Here is a 20,287-nt window from a genome sequence, read left to right as displayed (position 1 = left end):
TCGCCGCCCGGCCGGGCCTGTGGAGGGACAGGTGTGAAGTCGCGCCGGTGCGGCAATGATGGCGCCGTGCCTCGGAACACGTCTCGGACCTCGCCACGCACGTCGCCCCGCCCCTCCCGTACGCCCGACGTGCCCGCGGCGACCCGCGCCGGCACCGCGGGCTGGCGCGATCCGCGGCTGTGGGTCGGGGTGGTGCTCGTGGCGGGGTCGGTGGTCGCCGGGGCGCGCATCCTGTCGGGCGCCGACGACATGACCCAGGTCTGGTCGGCCACCTCCGACCTCGCGCCGGGCCAGACCCTCACGGCCGACGACCTCCGCGCGACGCGGGTGCGCTTCGCGGACGAGGCGGACCGCGACCGCTACCTCGCCGTCGACGCCGAGCTCCCGGCCGCCCTCACCCTGACGCGTCCGCTCGCCGGCGGCGAGCTCGTGCCGGCCGCCGCGCTGGGAGAGGACGTCGCCGACGACACGGTGTCGGTGTCGATCGCCGTGTCCGCAGAGCACGTGCCGACGGACCTGGTGCGAGGGTCCAGGGTCGACGTCTGGGTCATCGACGACGGTGCCGCCACGGCCCGGCGAGCGCGGGGGACGGCGGAGCTCGTGCTCGCCGACGTCGCGGTGCTCGACGCGCCGGTCGTCTCCGACGCCTTCGCCTCGGCGACCAGTCGCCAGCTGGTGCTCGCCGTCCCCGAGGCGGACCAGGAGTCGCTGGGCCTCGTCCTGGCAGCGGGCGGCGACGACCGGGTCCGCGTCGTGGGGCGGGGCTCACGGTGATCTGCGTCCTGCTCCTCGCCGCGGGGGAGCCGTGGGAGTCGCCGGTCCTCACCGACCTCGAGGCGCACCCGGGGGTGGTGGTGCTCAAGCGGTGCGTCGACGTCGACGACCTGCTCGCCACCGTCACGAGCGGTCAGGCCGACGTCGCCGTCGTGGCGCTGGACGCCCCTGGCCTCGACCCGGCCAGCACCGCCCACCTGCGGCGGTACGCCGTACGAGCCGTCGCCGTCACCACGGCACGCTCGGACGACCTGGACGTCCGCGAGCACGCGCAGCGGCTCGGCATCACCGCGGTGGTCGGCTCGGGCGAGCTGGCCACCCTGCCCGCCGTGGTGACCAGCGTCGAGGACGGCGCCGACACCCGGGTCCGTGACGAGCAGCCTGCCGTCGACGTCGTGGGCCAGGACGACGACGACACCGGCCGCCTGGTCGTCGTGTGGGGGCCGGCCGGTGCGCCCGGTCGGACCACCGTCGCCACCAACCTGGCCTGGGAGGTCGCGCGGCGCCGCGCCGCGGTGGTCCTCGCCGACCTCGACCCCTACGGCGGGGCGGTGGCCCAGCAGCTGGGCATCCTCGACGAGGTGTCCGGCCTGCTGTCGGCCGCGCGGCTCGCGGCCGCGGGACAACTCGAGGAGCGGTTCGCGTCGGTCTGCCGCGGCATCGGTGAGCACCTCGCGGTCGTCACCGGGCTGCCGCGTGCCGACCGGTGGCGCGAGGTCCGACCCGCGCAGGTCGACCAGCTGCTCGAGCGGGCGGTCGGCCACGGCCACGTCGTGGTCGACACCGGGTTCTGCCTCGAGGACGACCCGGGCCCCGACCTCGGCGGTCGCGCCGGGCGCAACGCGCTCACCGTCACCGCGCTCGAGCGGGCCGACGAGGTCGTCGTGATCGGTGCGGCCGACCCGGTCGGGCTCGCCCGCCTGGCCCGTGGGCTCGTCGACCTGCGGGAGCGGGGCGCCGGCATCCCGGTCCGGGTCGTCGTCAACCGGATGCGTCCCTCCATCGGCTGGTCCGAGAAGGAGATCGCGGGGATGGTCGAGGGGTTCAGCCGGGTGGCCGGGCTGCACTTCCTCCCCGAGGACCGCTCCGCAGTCGACCGAGCGCTCGTGTCGGGTCGTCCGCTCGCCGAGCTGGGCGACTCCGCGCTCGTGGGAGGGCTGTCCGCCCTGGCTGACGCGGTGTTCCCGACGACCGTTCCCGCGGCGCCCGAGGCGGGCGGCAGGCGCCGACTGCGCCGTCCTCAATCTTCTTGACTGTTTCTACGTTTTCTCAAGGATTCGTTAAGATGGGGGTCCATCTATCAGGAGACTCCCATCGTGGACGCCATGCGCTCGGCCGGCCTCGCCCTCGTCACCCTCTCGTTGGTGATCACTGCATCACCCGCTCACGCCAAGAAGATGGGCACGACGGGCGACGACGTCATCAGCGGCAACAGCCGCGCCAACCGGATCATGTCCCTTGGCGGTCAGGACCGGGTCACGGCCAAGGGTGGTGACGACGTCATCTTCGCCGGCAACGGCCACGACACGATCTCCGGCGACGACGGCAACGACTGGATCACCGCCCAGCCCGGCAACGACTGGGTCAGCGCAGGTGCCGGCGACGACAAGGTCGACGGCGGCCAGGGCGACGACGAGATCTACGGCGGCGAGGGCGACGACATCCTCAACGCGAGCACCGGCAACGACATCGTCTACGGCGAGGCCGGCGACGACCTCCTCGGCGGCAACGACGGCGACGACCGGCTCGTCGGCGGGGAGGGGTCCGACAAGCACGTCGGTGGCGCCGGCAACGACTGGATCGACGCGGGCCCGGGCGACGACGGCGCCATCCAGGGCGGGCCCGGCAACGACGTGCTCATCGACGGCGAGGGCAACGACTGGCTGATCAAGGGCGACGAGGGCGACGACCTCGTGTTCCTCGGTCCCGGCGCCGACAAGGTCTTCGGCGAGCAGGGCAACGACACGATCTACGTGCTACCCGACGGCCAGCAGGACCGGATCCACTGCGACGACCCGAAGCAGGGCGACAGCGGCACCGCCGACAGCGTGATCTACGTGGGATGGCGCGACCCGCTCGACGTCATCGACCCCCGCGGGAGCTGCGAGTCCGTGACCGTGACCCAGGAGCTGCCGGCCGGCTGGCCCTACGGCCCGGTCTCGAGCCGCCCGGTCACGCCGCGAACAGCAGGTACAGACCTCCGATGGTGAACCCCACCATCGCGACCAGCAGCGGGAGCTGACCGGTCAGCTGGTGGCGTCGGGGCAACAGCTTGATGGCCCGGTCGTGCGCGGCCACCACCCCCACGACGTGGCCGAGCGCCACGGCCAGGACCTTGGTCACGGCGAGGAACGTCGGGTGCGAGGAGAGCCAGTAGTTGACCTGCAGGTCCGCCGTACCGAGGTAGTCGTCGCCGCGGCTGAACGGGTCGCTCAGCTGGATCAGCGTCTGCTGGCCGTACTCCACGAAGTAGGTCAGGTAGTGGGCCACGATGTAGCCCACGATGATCGGCACCACCGAGTGCGCGAACAGCGCCGGCAGCGCGCGGCGCGGGGTGTCGCTGGTGACCCCGGTCGCCATCGTCGCGAGCGTCAGGACCAGCGCGACGCCCACCGAGAAGACGACGAGCGCCAGCGTGTCGGGCAGCACGCGGTCCGACGACAATGACTGCACGAGCTTGAGCCACGGCGTCGACTCGCGGAAGGAGTCGAAGGCCGTGCTGCCGAACAGCACGCCCACGACCGCGACCAGCCCTGGCGCCGGAGCGAGGGTGTCGAGGTTGGCGAGCGGGCTGCGCAGCACGAGCACCCCGTCGCGGCGACCCCAGACGGACAGCTTCGCGACGAGCGAGGAGTAGACCTCGAACGGGTCCGCCCGCTCGAGGAACGTCGTGCCCCACACCGCGGAGCCGATCAGCATGATGCCGAGGTAGGCCGCGCACCACAGCCGTACGGGGCCGACGTCGGTCGAGCTCGGGTAGACCAGCTCGAGCCACACGAAGGAGAACAGTCCGACGGCCGCCGGCCAGTAGCCCAGCCGCGCCGGGTAGGCGTACAGGCCCTCGCCCTCGGGCACGCCGGAGATCCTCGCGAACAGCATCGCGATCGTCCGGGCCGGGCTGATCGCCTTGAAGAACTCGCCGAACAGCAGCGACGCCGGCACGATCCCGACCCACAGCAGCACGTAGAACGTGCCGAGGAACGGGTTGATCAGGCTGTCCTTGCCGAAGACGGCTGCGGCCGCGACGTAGAGGAAGAACGCGAAGCCGAGCACCCGCGCGAGGATCGCGAGGGCGGGGGAGGAGACCAGGCGGTCCAGCCACGCCGGCGCCCGGCGGCCGCTGGTCGCAGGGTCGTAGCGGGGCTCGCGCCAGGCCACCGCAAGGACGGTGAAGGAGATGACGAGAGCCGCGACCGCGCCGGCGATCGCCAGCTCGGACGGGATGGGGAGGTCCTTCGCGCCGCCGAGCCCGTGGGCCTCGATCGCGCCGCCTACGTCCAGACGTGCCACGCTCACCGCACTTCGAGCTGGAGCAGGATCACGTCGGGGTCGTGGCTCTCGACCTCGACCACCCCGGGGCGGTCGATCGTGATCTCGTGCTCGGAGGTGCCCTCGTCGTAGGCGATCTCCTGCTCGGGCGTGCTGTGCACGTGGAGCTCGCCGGCCTCGTCGGAGGTGATCGTGAGGTCGAGGGTCTGGCCGATCCCGAGCTCGACGCGCTCGCCGTTGGGGGTGAACGAGTCGCCGTCGCGGGTCACCGTCACGGCGACGGCGTCACCGTCGGACCCGCTCCCGCTCGACGAGGACTCCGTGGCCGCCGGGGGGCTGTCGTCGCCGCCGCCGCCACAGGCGGCGAGGGTCGTCGCGAGGACGAGGGCGAGGACGGTGGGGGCGAGGCGCGTACGACCGCGACCGGACACTGGCTGCTCCTTGGGGCTGGTGCTGCGACCCGTCTGCGGGCCTCTGCCAGAATCCCATGCGGGACAAGATCATCGACGAGAGGGCACCAGAGATGAGTGAGCGGCTCAGGCCGCGGGACCTGGCCATCCTGGCCGCCGAGTCCCCCACGACGCCGATGCACAACGCGACGGTCGAGGTCTTCGACCCCGGCGAGTCCGGGTTCGACCACGACCGTCTGGTGCAGCTCATCGCCGACCGCATCGCGTTCGTCCCTCGCTACCGCCAGCGGCTGCAGTCGGTGCCGGGCCGGCTCGCCAACCCCGCGTGGGTCGACGACGAGACCTTCGACCTCGGCTACCACGTACGCCGCTCCGCGCTCCCGCGTCCGGGCTCGATGGAGCAGCTGCGCGAGCTGGTCGCCCGGATCGCGTCCCGACCGCTGGACCGCAGCCGGCCGCTGTGGGAGTGCTACTTCGTCGAGGGGCTCGAGCACGGCCACGTCGCGCTCCTCACCAAGAGCCACCAGATCCTCGTCGACGGCCGCGAGACCGTCGACATCGGCCAGGTCCTGCTCGACACGTCCCCCGACCGCTCGACCCTCGGGCACGACGACGGCTGGCGCCCCCGCCGCACGGCCGGCCCGGTCGCCGCCGCGCTCAACGCCGTGACCGACAGCGTCGAGCACCCGAGCACGCTCTGGATGACGACCCGCGCCAACGCGGAGTCGCTGGCCCGCGCCGCCGCGTCCTCCGGCGCCCGCGTGGCGGAGGTCGCCAACGCCCTGGCCGGGCGCGGTCCGGTGCACTCGACCCCCGTCCACCGGCGCCTGTCCCAGCAGCGCCGGTTCGTCACGGTGCGCACCGAGCTCGCCGACTACCGCGCGATCCGCGAGGTGCACGGCGGCACGGTGAACGACGCCGTGCTCGCGACCGTCACCGGCGGACTGCGCGCGTGGCTGATGACCCGCGCCGAGTCGATGGGCGGGCTGCGGACGATCAAGGCGATGGTGCCGATGTCGGTCATCGACGACGAGCTGGAGCCCACGTCCCTCGGCAGCCAGATCGCCGGGCACCTCGTGCAGCTCCCGATCGGCGAGCCCAGCCCGGTCGTACGTCTCCACCAGGTCAGCTACGACCTCAAGGCCCACGGCGAGCAGGGTCGGGCGGTGTCGGCGCGCCGGCTCTCCGGCATCTCCGGCTTCGCCCCGACGACCTTCCACGCCCTCGGGTCCCGGCTGGCCGCGGCCGAGCTGCGCAGCGGCTTCCACGTGTCGATCACCAACGTGCCCGGCCCCCAGTTCCCCCTCTACGCCGACGGCGCGCGGATGCTGGAGTCGTACCCCGTCCACCCGCTCCTGCCCGACCACCCGCTCGCGATCGGCGTGACGTCCTACGACGGCGGCGTGTTCTACGGCATCACCACCGACCGCGACGCCGTGCCCGACGCCGACGTCCTGGGCCAGTGCGTGCTCGAGGCGCTGGAGGAGCTCAAGGACTCCGCGTCCGACGCCCGGCCGCGGGCTCCCCGAGGACGGAAGAAGGAGAAGACGTGACCCGCCGCTACCTCCCGACCACCCTCGCGCTGCTCGCCGAGGACTGGGCCGGCGACGGACCGCGGGTCCTCGACCCGGTCATCGCCGCCGACGACGCCGAGGAGACCGAGTACGCCGCGCTGATGGACGCCGCGGACGTCTCGGCCGGGCTCGTCGCAGACCTCCCCGACGGCCAGAGGCGCCGGGTCGTCGTGGTGGCGGAGACCGCCACCGCCGACGCGCCCGCCACCTGGCGCGACGTGGTCGCGGTGCACGTCGACAGCGACGACGACGCCGACCCCGACGACGACCTGGCGTGGTGGGCGACCCAGGAGGTCGGCGACCTCCTCGGGCTCACCTGACCGCCGCCCCCGAGCAGCCCGCCGCCGCTGCTTTGAGGCGCGCGTGGCGTCTCTGGCACGATCAGCGACATGGACGCGATCACCTTTCCTCCGGCTCCCACCAACGAGCCGAACTTGACGTACGCCCCGGGGAGCGCGGAGCGGGAGACCCTCGTCGCCGAGCTCGCCCGGCAGGAGACCACGCAGCGCACCTTCCCCGCCGTGATCGGTGGTGAGCGCCGCGAGGGAGGCGGCGCGGAGGTGCAGGTCGTCCAGCCGCACGACCACGCCCACGTGCTCGGCACGCTCCGGAACTCCACGTCCAAGGACGCCGAGGACGCGATCGCGGCTGCGGCCGACGCCGCGCCCGGCTGGGCGGGGATGCCGTTCGACGAGCGGTGCGCGGTCATCCTGAAGGCCGCCGACCTGCTCGCCGGTCCCTGGCGCCAGCGCCTCAACGCCGCCACGATGCTCGGGCAGTCGAAGACCGCGTTCCAGGCCGAGATCGACGCGGCGTGCGAGCTCATCGACTTCTGGCGGTTCAACGTCCACTACGCCAAGCAGATCCTCACCGACCAGCCGATCGCCAACAGCCCGGGCCTGTGGAACCGCACCGACCACCGCCCGCTCGAGGGCTTCGTCTACGCGATCACCCCGTTCAACTTCACCGCGATCGCCGGCAACCTGCCCACTGCCCCGGCGCTGATGGGCAACACGGTCATCTGGAAGCCGTCCCCGACCCAGCAGCTCGCCGCGTCGCTGACGATGGAGCTGCTGGAGGAGGCCGGCATGCCGCCGGGCGTCATCAACATGCTGCCCGGCGACGGGCTCGCGGTCTCCGAGGTGGCCCTTGCCCACCGCGACCTGGCGGGCATCCACTTCACCGGGTCCACCCCGACGTTCCAGCACCTGTGGCGCACCGTGGGCGAGAACATCACCGGCTACCGCGCCTACCCGCGCATCGTCGGCGAGACCGGTGGCAAGGACTTCATCGTGGCCCACCCGTCCGCCGACCCGGACGTGCTGCGCGTCGCGATGATCCGGGGCGCGTTCGAGTTCCAGGGCCAGAAGTGCTCGGCGGCGTCGCGGGCCTACGTCCCGCGGTCGGTGTGGGTGAAGATCAAGGACCAGCTCATCGCCGACACCGAGGCGCTCACCATGGGCGATGTCACCGACCTGTCGAACTTCATGGGCGCCGTGATCGACGACCGGGCGTTCGCCAAGCACCGGAAGGCCATCGCCCGCGTCGAGGGCACCGAGCACCTCACCCTGCTCGCCGGCGGTCAGACCGACGACTCCGTCGGCTACTTCGTGCGCCCGACGATCGTGGAGTCCACCGACCCGACCGACCAGATGTTCTCCGAGGAGTACTTCGGTCCGATCCTGGCGGTCCACGTCTACGAGGACGGGGAGTTCGAGTCGGTCGTGGCGCAGATGGAGTCGTTCGCCCCGTACGCCCTCACCGGCGCGATCATCGCGCAGGACCGTGCCGCGATCGCGTGGGCGCGCAAGACGCTGCGCTTCGCCGCCGGCAACTTCTACATCAACGACAAGCCCACCGGCGCGGTCGTCGGCCAGCAGCCCTTCGGCGGCGGTCGCGCGTCCGGCACCAACGACAAGGCCGGCGCCGCGGTCAACCTGCTGCGCTGGACCTCGCCGCGCTCGATCAAGGAGAACTTCGTGCCGCCGACGGAGCACCTCTACCCGCACCAGGGCTGAGGGGTCGGCCATTTCCCCTCATGAGCGGCCATATGGTCGCTCATGAGGGGGCATACTCGTGCGACGAGCGACCACACCACCTCATGAGTGGGCCTCGGGGCGGGATGGGAGGATGGACCGCGTGCTACCCCTCCACATGGGCGCGCTGCACCCCTACGAGCAGGCGCTGACCCTCCTGCTCGCGTTCGGCCCCTTCGTCGCGCTCGGGATCGTCGTGTGGCGCCGCTCGCGCGAGGACCACGAGGCGGGGGACGGGTCAGCTGAAGAGCGGCAGGCGCACGTCGGCGAGGACGGTGCGCTCGGCGTCGGTGGGGACGGCGCGCCCGGTCCCGACCAGTGCGACCCGCTCGTCGCTCCAGCCGGGCAGGTCCCGGCCGACGAGCGCCTCGACCACCCGACGGACCTCGACCAGCCCCGCGGCTGACGGCCCGACCGCGCCCGCGAGGTGCGCGACCAGGTCGAGGTGGTGCAGCGTCGCCTCGACGGCGAGCGTGCTCGCCAGGTCGGACGCGGCAATCGCGTGTCCCTGCGTCGCGACAACCGCGTCGACGGGCAGCGCCGACACCGCGCGTACGGCAGCGGCGGACGCCTCGAGCCACCGCTCGCGCAGTGCCGCGAAGTCGTGCAGCCCCGCCTCGACGCGCGTCAGCCTGCGGTTGCGCTCGTCGGCGCCCGGGTCACTTCCCCAGCTGCGCCAGTAGGCGACCGCGTCGCAGTCCGCTGCCCGGTCCGCGGGCGTGTGCGCGGCGACGAGCGCGCGCACCGCGTCCGCGTGGAGGTGCCACAGGAGGTCGCGCACGGCCCACCCGACGCACCCCGTGGGGCGCCAGGCGGCGTCGTCGTCGAGCGGCGCGACGACCGACGCCAGCGCGTCGTAGGACTCGGCGAGGACCGTCATCCCCGCGCGAGCCACTCCCGGCCGACCTGCTGCTCGATGTCGAGCGCGTCGCTGAACAGTCCCGCGACGAGGCCCTCGATCTTGCCGCCCACCAGGGGGACCCGCACCGAGAGGTCGAGGTCGACCTCCTCGGTGGTCGTGCCGCCGGACTCCACGAGCCGGATGGTGCCGGTGGCCTCGCCGGGCTTGCCGGGGATGGAGATCTCCACGTCGCAGGACGTGGGGGAGGTCCAGGTCTCCTTCTGCACGATGCGGATCTCGTCGCCGACGATCTTCTGCGCGAAGCCGGGCAGGCCGTGCGAGGGCCGCACCTGCTCGATGGTCACGAGGTCGCCGTCGACGGACGCCGAGCCGTGGGTGACCTTCTGCCGCGCCAGCACCTCCTCACGGAACGCGACGTCGTCGAGCATCGCTGCCACGGCCTCGGCGGAGGCGTCGTAGGTGAGCTTCCTGGTGAGCCTCGTGCTCATCGTGACCACCCGCATTCTGTGTCGGTGAAGGGACCGTAAATCGGTCGGGACGGACCCGCCGTCCGGCGCCCATCATGTCCCAACGACACAGGTGACTCGCGGGTACGACCCCGTGTTGTGACGGTCACACCGGGGTTCTAGGGTCGGAGCGTGGCGACGCCTGAGGAGACCAAGGACCAGCAGCTCGACGCAGCGACCGCGGTACGCCCGGAGTGGGGCGACCTGCTCCGTGCCTACTACCGCCACGTCGCACCGGAGGACGTCGCCGAGCGCTCCGCCGAGGACCTCTTCGGCGCCGTGGAGTCCCACCGCGAGCTCGGGTCCGACCGTCCGCAGGGCACCGCCGCCGTACGCGTCGTGACCCCGACGATGGCCGACTCCGGGTGGTCGGCCTCCGGCCGCTCGGTGGTCGAGGTCGTCACCGACGACATGCCGTTCCTCGTCGACTCGGTCACCATGGAGCTGCACCGGCTCGGCCACACGGTGCACGCCGTCTTCCACCCGCAGTTCCACGTCGAGCGCGCCATCACCGGGGAGCTCCAGCACGTCCACGCCCAGGAGCCGCAGGCCGACCGCGAGGGCGCGGAGTCGTGGATGCACGTGGAGATCGACCGCACCGACGAGGCGGAGGCCGCCGAGATCGCGGAGAGCCTGCAGCGGGTGCTGCGTGACGTGCGGGAGTCGGTCGAGGACTGGGAGAAGATGCACGCCCAGGCGCTCTCCGTCGTCGCCGAGCTGGAGACCGACCCGCCGCCCCTGCCCGACCGCGAGATCCGCCAGGGCCGCGACTTCCTGACCTGGCTGGCCGACGACCACTTCACGTTCCTCGGCTACCGCGAGTACCAGCTCGAGTCCGCCGAGGACGCCCCCGACGAGTGCGGGCTGCGCGCGGTGCAGGGGACCGGCCTCGGCATCCTGCGTCACGACCAGGACCTGTCCAGCGCGTTCGCCAAGCTGCCCCCGATCGCCAAGGCGAAGGCCCGCGAGAAGACGCTCCTCGTCCTGGCCAAGGCCAACTCGCGCGCCACCGTGCACCGCCCGGCCTACCTCGACTACGTGGGCGTCAAGACGTTCGGCCCCGACGGCGAGGTCGTCGGCGAGCGCCGCTTCCTCGGCCTGTTCTCCAGCGCCGCCTACACCGAGTCCGTCACCCGGATCCCGGTGCTGCGCGAGAAGGTCGGCGAGGTCATGCGCCACGCCGGCTTCGACCCGCGCAGCCACGCCGGCAAGGCGCTGATGGACACGCTGGAGAACTACCCGCGCGACGAGCTGTTCCACACCTCGCCCGCCGAGCTCGCCCCCGTCGCGCAGGACGTGATGAGCGCGCGCGAACGGCGCCAGCTGCGGGCGTTCGTGCGCCGCGACACCTACGGCCGCTACGTCTCGGTCCTCGTCTACCTGCCGCGCGACCGCTACAGCACCGCGGTGCGGGAGAAGTTCTCGCAGATCCTCAGCGACGACCTCGGCGGGGAGCACGTCGAGTTCACCGCCCGCGTCAACGAGTCCACCACCGCGCGCGTGCACTTCGTCGTGCACCCGCCCAAGGGCCAGCAGATCCCCGAGATCGACGTCCCCGAGCTCGAGCGCCGGCTGATCGAGGCCTCGCGCTCCTGGCGCGACGACTTCATCACCGCAGTGGTCGCCGAGCACGGGGTCGACCGCGGCTCGCAGCTCGCCCGCGAGTGGGCCGAGGCCTTCCCCGAGGCCTACAAGGAGGACTACGACCCGAGGCGCGGGTCCGCGGACCTGGGCCGGATCGAGGCCATCGAGGGCGACGAGGGCATCGACCTCGCGCTCTTCGACCAGGACCAGCAGACCGGCACCTACCGCCGCGGCGAGTCGCGGCTCAAGGTGTTCCGCGTCGGCGAGCCGCTGTCGCTGAGCACGATGCTGCCGATGCTCACCTCGATGGGCGTCGAGGTCGTCGACGAGCGTCCCTACCAGCTCGCCGGCCTGGCGCGCCCGTCCTACATCTACGAGTTCGGCCTGCGCCACGGCCGCGTGCTCCCGCCGCACGAGCGGACCCTCTTCGCCGAGGCGCTGACCGCGGTGTGGAACGGCTACAACGAGATCGACGGCTTCAACCGGCTCGTGCTGGCCGCCGGCCTGACGTGGCGGCAAGCGACCGTCCTGCGGGCGTACGCCAAGTACCTCAAGCAGGGCAACTCGCCCTTCGCCCTCGACTACATCGAGGAGGCGCTCCGCAGCAACGTCGACATCACCCGGCTGCTCGTCGACCTCTTCGAGTCGCGCTTCGACCCGGGTCGGGGCGACCGTGGGCTCGACCACGACGCGGAGGCCCGCGTGGCCAAGGTGGAGGCCGTCGAGGAGCGTCTCGCCAAGGCGCTGGACGAGGTCGTCAGCCTCGACCACGACCGCATCCTGCGCTCCTACCGGACGCTGGTCCGCGCGACCCTGCGCACCAACTTCTTCCAGCGGACCGCCGACGGCGACCCGCACCCCTACATCTCGTTCAAGCTCGAGCCGTCGGCGATCCCCGACCTGCCCGAGCCGCGGCCCCGCTTCGAGATCTTCGTCTACAGCCCCCGCGTCGAGGGCTCGCACCTGCGCTTCGGCCCGGTCGCGCGCGGCGGCCTGCGCTGGTCGGACCGACGCGACGACTTCCGCACCGAGGTGCTGGGCCTGGTCAAGGCGCAGATGGTCAAGAACACCGTCATCGTGCCCGTCGGCTCGAAGGGCGCGTTCTTCTGCAAGCAGCTGCCCGACCCGGCCGACCGTGACGCCTGGCTGGCCGAGGGAGTGGCCTGCTACAAGACGTTCATCTCCGGCCTGCTCGACATCACCGACAACCTCGTCGACGGCGAGACCGTGCCGCCGCGCGACGTCGTGCGCCACGACGGTGACGACTCCTACCTCGTGGTCGCCGCCGACAAGGGCACCGCGACGTTCTCCGACATCGCCAACGGCGTCGCCAAGGACTACGGCTTCTGGCTCGGCGACGCCTTCGCCTCCGGCGGGTCGGTGGGCTACGACCACAAGGCGATGGGCATCACCGCGCGGGGCGCGTGGGTCTCGGTGCAGCGCCACTTCCGCGAGATGGGCGTCGACTGCCAGGCCGAGGACTTCACCGCCGTCGGCATCGGCGACATGTCCGGCGACGTCTTCGGCAACGGCCTGCTGTGCTCGGAGCACACCCGGCTGGTGGCCGCCTTCGACCACCGCGACATCTTCGTCGACCCGGACCCCGACGCGGCCACGTCGTACGCCGAGCGCCGGCGCCTGTTCGAGCTGCCGCGCTCGAGCTGGAAGGACTACGACGCCTCGTTGATCTCCGAGGGCGGCGGGGTCTGGCCGCGCTCGGCCAAGTCGATCCCGGTCTCGCCGCAGGCGCGCGAAGCCCTGGGCCTGGATGCCGACGTGACCGCGATGACGCCCGCCGAGCTGATGAAGGCGATCCTGCTGGCCCCGGTCGACCTGCTCTGGAACGGCGGCATCGGCACCTACGTCAAGGCGTCGGAGGAGACCAACGCCGACGCGGGAGACAAGGCCAACGACGCGATCCGCGTCAACGGCGAGGACCTCCGCGCCCGCTGCATCGGTGAGGGCGGCAACCTCGGCTTCACCCAGCTGGGGCGCGTCGAGTACGCCCGGTTCGGCTGCGGCGGCTCCGGCGGCCGGATGAACACCGACTTCATCGACAACTCCGCCGGCGTCGACACCTCCGACCACGAGGTCAACATCAAGATCCTGCTCGACCGGATCGTCCGCACCGGCGGGATGGACGAGCCCGCCCGCAACTCGCTGCTGGCCGAGATGACCGACGAGGTCGGCGCGCTCGTGCTGCGCGACAACTACGAGCAGAACCTCGCCCTCGCCAACGCCGAGGCGCACGCCCCGTCCCTGCTGCACGTCCACGAGGACTGGATGCGCGCGCTGGAGAAGCGGGGCGTCCTCAACCGCGACCTCGAGGGCCTCCCGAGCACGCGCCAGGTGAGGCGCCGGCTCGACCGCAAGCAGGCGCTGTCCGGTCCGGAGCTCTCGGTGCTGATGGCCTGGACCAAGATCGTGCTGGCCGACGAGCTGGTCGCCTCCGACCTGCCCGACGACCCCTACCTCCGCGAGGACCTCCTGGCCTACTTCCCGAGCCGGATGAAGCCGGACCTCGAGGCGGCCATGGAGGAGCACCCGCTGCGTCGGGAGATCATCGTGACGCAGGTGGTCAACGACCTCGTCAACGGAGCGGGCATGACCTTCTGGCCGCGGCTGGCGGGGGAGACAGGCGCGAGCCCGGCCGACCTCACCCGCGCCAACTTCGTGGCCCGCGAGATCTTCGGCTCCCTCCCGCTGCGCCAGGAGATCGCCGCGCTCGACAACCGGGTCCCGGCCGAGCGGCAGACCCGGATGCGCATCGAGATGCGGACCCTCGTCGAGCGCGCGTCGCGCTGGCTGGTGACCAACCGCCGGCCACCGCTCGACTCGCAGGCGACCGTCGACTTCTTCCGAGGCCCCGTCCAGGCCGTGATGGCCGAGCTGCCCGGGATCATGAGCGGCATCGAGCTCGACGACTACACCGCGCGGCAGAAGCGGCTCACCGACCAGGGCGTCCCCGACGACCTCGCCTCGCGCGTCGCCGTCCTCGCCCCGGCGTACGCCCTGCTCGGCATCGTGGAGACCGCCGACCGTCTCGACCTCGACCCCGTCGAGGTGGCACGCGTCCACTTCGCGCTGGGCGAGCGGCTGGGGCTGCCGGCCCTCGTCGAGCGGATCTTCGCGCTGCCGCGCGACGACCGCTGGCAGACGATGGCGCGTGCCGCCGTGCGCGACGACCTCTACGGCGTGCACCAGCAGCTGACCGCGCAGGTGCTGGAGTCCACCAGCGCCGACGACCCGGCACCGGCGCGGGTCGCGGAGTGGGAGAACGCCGACGAGGAGATGGTCCTGCGGGCGGCGGCCACCCTCGAGGAGATCTGCCGCGAGGAGACCGCGGAGCTCGCCCGCCTGTCGGTCGGCCTGCGGGTGGTGCGCGGCCTCCTGTCGTGACCGCGGCTGCTGCCCGTCAGAGGAGCAGCAGCGCGGCCACGATGCCGGCGGCTACGACCGCCCAGCGGAAGACCGAGTCGGGGAGCTTGCGCCCGATGCGCGCGCCGACGTAGCCGCCGACGAGCGACCCGGCGGCCAGCAGGGCGGCGACGTCCCAGCGCGGCTCGGCGACGAAGACGAAGATGAGCCCGGCGACGATGTTGCCGACCATGAGCGACAGCGTCTTCAGGCCGTTGACGACGCGCAGCTCGAGGTCGGTGCCGAGGCCGAGCACGGCCACCATCATCACGCCCGCCCCGGCGCCGAAGTAGCCGCCGTAGACGCCGGTGACGGTCGCGAAGAACGTGGTCAGGGGGGACATGTGCCGTCGCTCGGCGAGCTGCTCGCCGTGCTGGCGCTCGTGTCGCGCGCGCAGCCAGGCCGCGACCCGCGGCTGGACGCCGACGAGCAGGCAGGTGAAGAGGATGAGGAACGGGACGATCGCCTCGAACACGCCCGGTGGCAGGCCGAGGAGGAGGGCGGCGCCGAGGACCGCCCCGATGGCGCAGACGGCCACGATGACGTACGCCACCCGTCCCGCCTCGCGCACCTCCTGGCGGTAGCCCACGACACCGCCGATGCCGCCGGGGATGAGTCCGAGGGTGTTGGAGACGTTGGCGACGACCGGGGGCAGGCCGAGCCCGACGAGGACCGGGAAGCTGAGCAGCGAGGCCACGCCGACGGTCGAGGACAGCACCCCGGCGCCCAGCCCGGTGGCGAGGACCAGGGCGATCTCGGCTGGGGTCACGGTTGCTCGCGGAGCAGGGCGACGTCGCTGACCATCGCGACGTGGGCGTGCATCGCCTCCGAGGCCGCGGCGGGGTCGCCGGCGCGGATGGCGTCGGCGATCCGGCGGTGGCCCGCGAGCGAGTCCTGCGGGCGGCCGGGCTGGCCGAGCGACTCGATGCGCGTCTCCTTGATCAGGTCGCCGATCTCGTCCATGAGCCGGGCGAGCAGGAGGGAGTGCGACGCGGCGGTGACGGCGCCGTGGAAGCGCTCGTCGCCCTCGACGCCGCGACCGCCGGCCTCGATGTCGGCGGCCATGAAGGCGAGCGCGTCGTCGATGCGGGCGAGGTCCTCCTCGGTGCGCCGGACCGCGGCCAGCGAGGCGATCTTGGTCTCCAGCGCGTCGCGGGTCTCGATGATCTCCGGGAGGCGGTCGGCGTGGCTGCGGATCGCCTCGACGATGCGGGTCGACTTCTGGTGCCCCGAGGTGACGACGGTGCCGTCACCGTGGCGTACCTCCACCACCCCCACGACCTCGAGCGCGACGAGCGCCTGGCTCAGGGTCGCGCGACTGACGCCGAGGCGCTGGGCGAGCTCGCGCTCCGGGGGGAGCTTGTCGCCCGCGCCGAGGCCGTTGTCGCTGATCCACGCCGAGATCTGGCCGGCCACCTGCTCGTAGAGCCGCGTGCGCAGCAGACGAGGAGGGAACGAGGACTCCGACATGGCACCCACCCTATTGACGACCGGCCCATTGTCCTATTGGCTAGGCCACTGGGCCAGAACGTGACGACGGCCACCCCCGCCCTCGCCGTTCCTGGCACAGACTCGGAGGTTGTTCAATGGGTCCGGAATGGATCGCGATCATCGCGCTGGTCGCCTTGTTCGTGATCGGCACGTTGCTGCCGATCAACATGGGAGCGTTGGCCTACGTCGCCGCGTGGCTCGTCGGGATGTACTCCCTGGGCCTCGACGAGAAGGAGATCCTGGGCGGCATCAGCGCCGACCTGGTGCTCACCCTCATCGGCGTCACCTACCTGTTCGCCATCGCCCGGCAGAACGGGACCGTCGACCTCATCGTGCGCACCGCCGTGTCGTCCGTCGGTGGCCGCGTCGCGCTGATCCCGTGGGTGATGTTCGCCGTCACCGCCGTGATCACCGCGATCGGCGCCGCCAGCCCGGCCGCCTGCGCGATCATCGGCCCGATCGCCCTCGGCTTCGCCGGCCGCTACGGCATCAGCCCGCTGATGATGGGCATGATGGTCGTGCACGGCGCGCAGGCCGGCGGGTTCTCGCCGATCTCGATCTACGGCACGATCACCAACTCCGTCATGGAGGACGCCGGGCTCGGCTCCTCCCACCTCACGATCTTCCTCTCCAGCCTCCTGGTGAACACCGTGATGGCCGCGATCCTCTTCGTCGTGCTCGGCGGCCGCAAGCTGGTCACGATGCGGATGGACGCCGACGGTGAGCTCGTGTCCGCCGGCGGCGGCACCGCGGCCGTGGGCGGCCCCAGGCGCCCCGACCGCTCGGACGCGCGCTCCGCCACCGGCGCCACGCCGACCACGGGCACCCCCAACCCGGACGACGCAGGCAGCCGGCTCGAGCACGTCCTGACCCTGCTCGCCTTCCTCGCCGTGGCCGTCGTCGCGCTGGCCTTCGACAAGAACATCGGCTTCGCCGCGATCACCGCCGCCGTCGTGCTCTCGATCCTCACGCCCAAGGCCTACAAGGACACCGTCAAGCAGATCGCCTGGCCCACCGTGCTCCTCGTGGCCGGCGTGAGCACCTACGCGACGATCCTCACGACCGCCGGGTCGCCCGAGTTCGTCGGGAACTGGGCCGCCGGCCTCGGTGCCGCGGCCATCGGTGCCCTGATCCTCTGCTACGTCGGCGGCGTCGTCTCCGCGTTCGCGTCCTCGACCGCGCTGCTGCCCGTGATCGTCCCGATCGCGATCCCGCTCGTCGCGGAGGGCGGGCTGTCGGCCGGCCTCTTCGTCGCGGCCCTCGCCGTCAGCTCGACCATCGTCGACGTCAGCCCGTTCAGCACCAACGGCGCGCTGATGCTGGCCAACAAGCCGGACACCATCGACGAGAACACCTACTACAAGCAGATCCTCGCCTACGGCGCGATCGTGACCCTCGTCGGCCCGCTGCTCGTCTGGGCAGCCCTCGTCCTCCCCGGATGGTGACCCCATGACCCAGCAGACCACCCCCTCCGACACCCTCCCGGGCGCCGGCCCCCTCGCCGACCTCACCGTCGTCGACCTCACCCGCGCCCTCGCCGGCCCCCACGCGACCCAGATGCTGGGCGACCTCGGCGCCCGCGTGATCAAGGTGGAGGCGCCCGGCAGCGGCGACGACACCCGCGGCTGGGGGCCGCCGTTCGTCGGCGACGACGACGCGCGGCAGTCGACGTACTTCCTCTGCACCAACCGCAACAAGGAGTCGATCGCGCTCGACCTCAAGGACGAGACCGACCGGGACGTCCTGATCGGGCTCGTCGAGCGGGCCGACGTGCTCGTCGAGAACTTCCGCACCGGCGTCCTCGAGCGGCTCGGCCTCGGCATCGAGGAGCTCATGCGGCGCAACCCGCGGCTCGTCGTCCTGTCCATCACCGGCTTCGGGCACGACGGCCCCGAGGGCGGGCGTGCCGGCTACGACCAGATCGCCCAGGGCGAGGCCGGCCTGATGTCCCTCACCGGCTCGGGCCCCGACGACCCGCAGCGCGTCGGCGTCCCGATCGCCGACCTGCTCTCGGGGATGTACGGCGCCTACGGCGTGCTGGCCGCGCTCCACGAGCGGGCGTCGACGGGCAGGGGCACGGTCGTGCGTACGTCGCTGCTGGCGTCGGTGGTCGGCGTGCACGCCTTCCAGGGCACCCGCTGGACCGTGGCCGGCGAGGTCGGACGCGCGCAGGGCAACCACCACCCCTCCATCGCGCCCTACGGGCTGTTCCGCTGCCGCGACGGCGCCGTGCAGATCGCGCTCGGCAGCGAGGGGCTGTGGAAGAAGTTCTGCGCCGGCTTCGGCCTCGACCCCGACGCCGAGGGCCTCGCCACCAACGGGGAGCGCGTCGCGCGGCGCGAGGACGTCATCCGCCTGGTCGAGGAGGCGTTCGCCGACTGGGACTCCGAGCCCCTGCTGGCCCGGCTCGCCGAGGTCGGCGTCCCCGCCGGCAAGGTGCGCACCCTCGACGAGGTCTACGAGTGGGACCAGGTCGCCAGCCAGGGACTGCTCCTCGACGTCGAGCACCCGACCCTGGGCGAGATCACGCTGCCCGGGCCGCCGCTGCGGTTCTTCGACGCCGCGGGCGAGGAGGTCACCCGGCGCGACCACACCGCGCCGCCGCTGCTGGACCAGCACGCCGACGAGATCCGCGCGTGGGTCGGCGGGGGCGGGGCGTGAGCGCCGTGGGCTCCCCGACGACGGCCCGCCGCTGGACCGCCCACGAGCTGCTCGACCTGGTGCTCGACGAGGGCACCTTCACCTCGTGGGACGAGCCGGTCGACCTGTCGTACGCCGACCCGGCCTACCGCGCCGAGCTCGAGGCCGCCGCGGAGAAGGCCGGTACCGACGAGTCCGTGCTCACCGGTCGCGGCGAGGTCCGCGGCCGTCCGGTCGCGGTCGTGGTCAACGAGTTCCGCTTCCTCGCCGGCTCGATCGGCCGGGCCGCCGCCGACCGGATCACCGCCGCGGTCCGCCGGGCCACCGAGGAGGGCCTGCCGCTGCTCGCGAGCACCGCGTCCGGCGGCACCCGCATGCAGGAGGGCACGCCCGCCTTCGTCCGGATGGTCGAGATCTCCCGCGCGCTGATGGACCACCGTGCCGCAGGGCTGCCCTACCTCGTCCACCTGCGGCACCCCACCACCGGCGGCGTGTACGCCTCGTGGGGGTCACTGGGCCACGTGACCGTCGCCGAGCCCGGTGCGCTGGTCGGCTTCCTCGGCCCCAAGGTCTACGAGGGCCTCAACGGGCGGCCGTTCCGCCCCGGCGTCCAGGTCGCGGAGAACCTCGCCGCGTCCGGCGTCATCGACGGCGTGGTCGCGGCGGAGGACCTGCCGGCCATGGTCGACAGCGCGCTCGCCGTGCTCGTCGACGCCCCCGGTCAGGGCCGGCTGCCCGCACGGTCGCCCCGCCCGATCGGCGACCACACCGCGTGGGACAGCGTCAGCCGCACCCGGCGTACGGACCGGGCCGGCGTCCGCGACCTGCTCGCCCACGGCGCCGAGGGCACCCTCCAGCTGCGCGGCACCGAGAAGGGCGAGCGCGACTCGACCGTCCTCGTCGCGCTGACCCGGCTCGACGACCAGCCGTGCGTCGTGATCGGCCAGGACCGCTCCCGCCAGGTGCCGGGCCACGCCATGGGCCCGGGCGCGCTGCGCGAGGCCCGGCGCGGGATCAAGATCGCCCAGGAGCTCGGCCTGCCGCTCGTGAGCGTCATCGACACCCCCGGCGCGGAGCTCTCGCCCGACGCGGAGGAACGCGCGCTCGCCGGCGAGATCGCGCGCTGCATCGCGGCGCTGACCACGCTGACGGTGCCGAGCGTCTCGGTGATCCTCGGCCAGGGCTGCGGGGGAGGGGCGCTGGCGTTCCTGCCCGCGCGGTGCGTGATCGCCACCGAGCACGCCTGGCTCTCGCCGCTCCCGCCCGAGGGCGCGAGCCTGATCGTGCACGGCGACGTCGACCACGCCCCGGAGATGGCGGCCCGTCAGCGCGTGCGGGCGGTCGACCTGCTCGCCGACGGGGTCGTGCAGCACGTCGTGCCCGAGGTCGACGACGAGTCCCCGCGCGACCTCGCCGTCGCGGTGGCCGCCGAGATCGGTGCGCGGCTGCGCGAGCTCACGGGCGTACCGCGCGCCGGCTGAGCGGTGCGTGAGCCACGTTCCGC

General features: G+C 72.6%; 16 protein-coding genes. 10 read left to right on the top strand and 6 right to left on the bottom strand.

What is annotated here, in order from left to right; genetic code table 11:
• The first annotated feature begins 66 nt into the window (after window positions 1-66).
• The 3 genes from F4692_RS02010 to F4692_RS02000 all read left to right on the top strand — a co-directional run bounded on the left by F4692_RS02010 (window position 67) and on the right by F4692_RS02000 (window position 2,984).
• A complete protein-coding gene (locus F4692_RS02010) occupies window positions 67-774 on the top strand; it encodes a CpaB family protein (protein ID WP_179617964.1) in 708 nt (235 codons plus the stop codon).
• Complete coding sequence (locus tag F4692_RS02005) at window positions 771-2,027, top strand: CpaE/TadZ family protein (protein WP_179617963.1); 1,257 nt, start codon at window positions 771-773, stop codon at window positions 2,025-2,027. The genes F4692_RS02010 and F4692_RS02005 overlap by 4 nt, the downstream gene beginning before the upstream one ends.
• A gap of 72 nt (window positions 2,028-2,099) precedes the next feature.
• On the top strand, window positions 2,100-2,984 hold the full coding sequence (locus F4692_RS02000; protein ID WP_257029575.1) for a calcium-binding protein: 885 nt from the start codon (window positions 2,100-2,102) through the stop codon (window positions 2,982-2,984).
• On the opposite strand, the gene F4692_RS01995 is transcribed toward F4692_RS02000, so the two are convergent.
• On the bottom strand, window positions 2,947-4,284 hold the full coding sequence (locus F4692_RS01995) for a hypothetical protein (RefSeq protein ID WP_308645117.1): 1,338 nt from the start codon (window positions 4,282-4,284) through the stop codon (window positions 2,947-2,949). The two genes, F4692_RS02000 and F4692_RS01995, sit on opposite strands and share 38 nt — an antisense overlap.
• A gap of 2 nt (window positions 4,285-4,286) precedes the next feature.
• Window positions 4,287-4,694: a hypothetical protein gene (locus tag F4692_RS01990; RefSeq protein ID WP_179617961.1), complete on the bottom strand. Its 408-nt coding sequence runs from the start codon at window positions 4,692-4,694 to the stop codon at window positions 4,287-4,289.
• Window positions 4,695-4,786: 92 nt separating this feature from the next.
• On the opposite strand from F4692_RS01990, the gene F4692_RS01985 reads away from it, so the two are divergent.
• The 3 genes from F4692_RS01985 to pruA all read left to right on the top strand — a co-directional run bounded on the left by F4692_RS01985 (window position 4,787) and on the right by pruA (window position 8,265).
• Window positions 4,787-6,226 carry a WS/DGAT/MGAT family O-acyltransferase gene (locus tag F4692_RS01985; RefSeq protein ID WP_179617960.1) on the top strand — a complete coding sequence of 480 codons (1,440 nt, stop codon included), beginning with the start codon at window positions 4,787-4,789 and terminating at the stop codon, window positions 6,224-6,226.
• Entirely contained in the window at window positions 6,223-6,567 is a 345-nt protein-coding gene (locus F4692_RS01980) for a DUF6912 family protein (RefSeq protein ID WP_179617959.1), read from the top strand. Before F4692_RS01985 ends, F4692_RS01980 begins: the two co-directional genes overlap by 4 nt.
• Before the next feature lie 69 nt (window positions 6,568-6,636).
• A complete protein-coding gene (gene pruA / locus F4692_RS01975) occupies window positions 6,637-8,265 on the top strand; it encodes an L-glutamate gamma-semialdehyde dehydrogenase (protein WP_179617958.1) in 1,629 nt (542 codons plus the stop codon).
• A gap of 256 nt (window positions 8,266-8,521) precedes the next feature.
• Here the strand turns inward: pruA and F4692_RS01970 are convergent, their stop codons facing one another.
• The gene (locus F4692_RS01970; RefSeq protein WP_179617957.1) at window positions 8,522-9,163 is read right to left on the bottom strand and encodes a maleylpyruvate isomerase N-terminal domain-containing protein; all 642 of its coding nucleotides are present in this window, start codon (window positions 9,161-9,163) and stop codon (window positions 8,522-8,524) included.
• Window positions 9,160-9,633: a DUF2505 domain-containing protein gene (locus F4692_RS01965; RefSeq protein ID WP_179617956.1), complete on the bottom strand. Its 474-nt coding sequence runs from the start codon at window positions 9,631-9,633 to the stop codon at window positions 9,160-9,162. Before F4692_RS01965 ends, F4692_RS01970 begins: the two co-directional genes overlap by 4 nt.
• 150 nt (window positions 9,634-9,783) lie before the next feature.
• On the opposite strand from F4692_RS01965, the gene F4692_RS01960 reads away from it, so the two are divergent.
• Window positions 9,784-14,634 (top strand): NAD-glutamate dehydrogenase, encoded by a 4,851-nt coding sequence (locus F4692_RS01960; protein WP_179617955.1) that lies wholly within the window; start codon window positions 9,784-9,786, stop codon window positions 14,632-14,634.
• 16 nt (window positions 14,635-14,650) lie between these two features.
• Here the strand turns inward: F4692_RS01960 and F4692_RS01955 are convergent, their stop codons facing one another.
• Entirely contained in the window at window positions 14,651-15,421 is a 771-nt protein-coding gene (locus F4692_RS01955; protein ID WP_179617954.1) for a sulfite exporter TauE/SafE family protein, read from the bottom strand.
• Window positions 15,418-16,122 carry a FadR/GntR family transcriptional regulator gene (locus F4692_RS01950; RefSeq protein WP_179617953.1) on the bottom strand — a complete coding sequence of 235 codons (705 nt, stop codon included), beginning with the start codon at window positions 16,120-16,122 and terminating at the stop codon, window positions 15,418-15,420. The genes F4692_RS01955 and F4692_RS01950 overlap by 4 nt, the downstream gene beginning before the upstream one ends.
• 116 nt (window positions 16,123-16,238) lie before the next feature.
• Between F4692_RS01950 and F4692_RS01945 the strand changes: the two genes are divergently transcribed.
• The 3 genes from F4692_RS01945 to F4692_RS01935 are packed head-to-tail and all read left to right on the top strand — an operon-like array spanning window position 16,239 to window position 20,264.
• The gene (locus F4692_RS01945; RefSeq protein ID WP_179617952.1) at window positions 16,239-17,588 is read left to right on the top strand and encodes an SLC13 family permease; all 1,350 of its coding nucleotides are present in this window, start codon (window positions 16,239-16,241) and stop codon (window positions 17,586-17,588) included.
• A 4-nt stretch (window positions 17,589-17,592) separates the two neighbouring features.
• On the top strand, window positions 17,593-18,804 hold the full coding sequence (locus tag F4692_RS01940; protein WP_179617951.1) for a CaiB/BaiF CoA transferase family protein: 1,212 nt from the start codon (window positions 17,593-17,595) through the stop codon (window positions 18,802-18,804).
• The gene (locus F4692_RS01935) at window positions 18,801-20,264 is read left to right on the top strand and encodes a carboxyl transferase domain-containing protein (RefSeq protein ID WP_308645116.1); all 1,464 of its coding nucleotides are present in this window, start codon (window positions 18,801-18,803) and stop codon (window positions 20,262-20,264) included. The genes F4692_RS01940 and F4692_RS01935 overlap by 4 nt, the downstream gene beginning before the upstream one ends.
• The last annotated feature ends 23 nt before the right edge of the window (window positions 20,265-20,287 follow it).

Source organism: Nocardioides cavernae (assembly GCF_013410035.1).
GTDB lineage: Bacteria > Actinomycetota > Actinomycetes > Propionibacteriales > Nocardioidaceae > Nocardioides > Nocardioides cavernae_A.
This window is presented reverse-complemented; position numbering and strand designations above follow the sequence as displayed.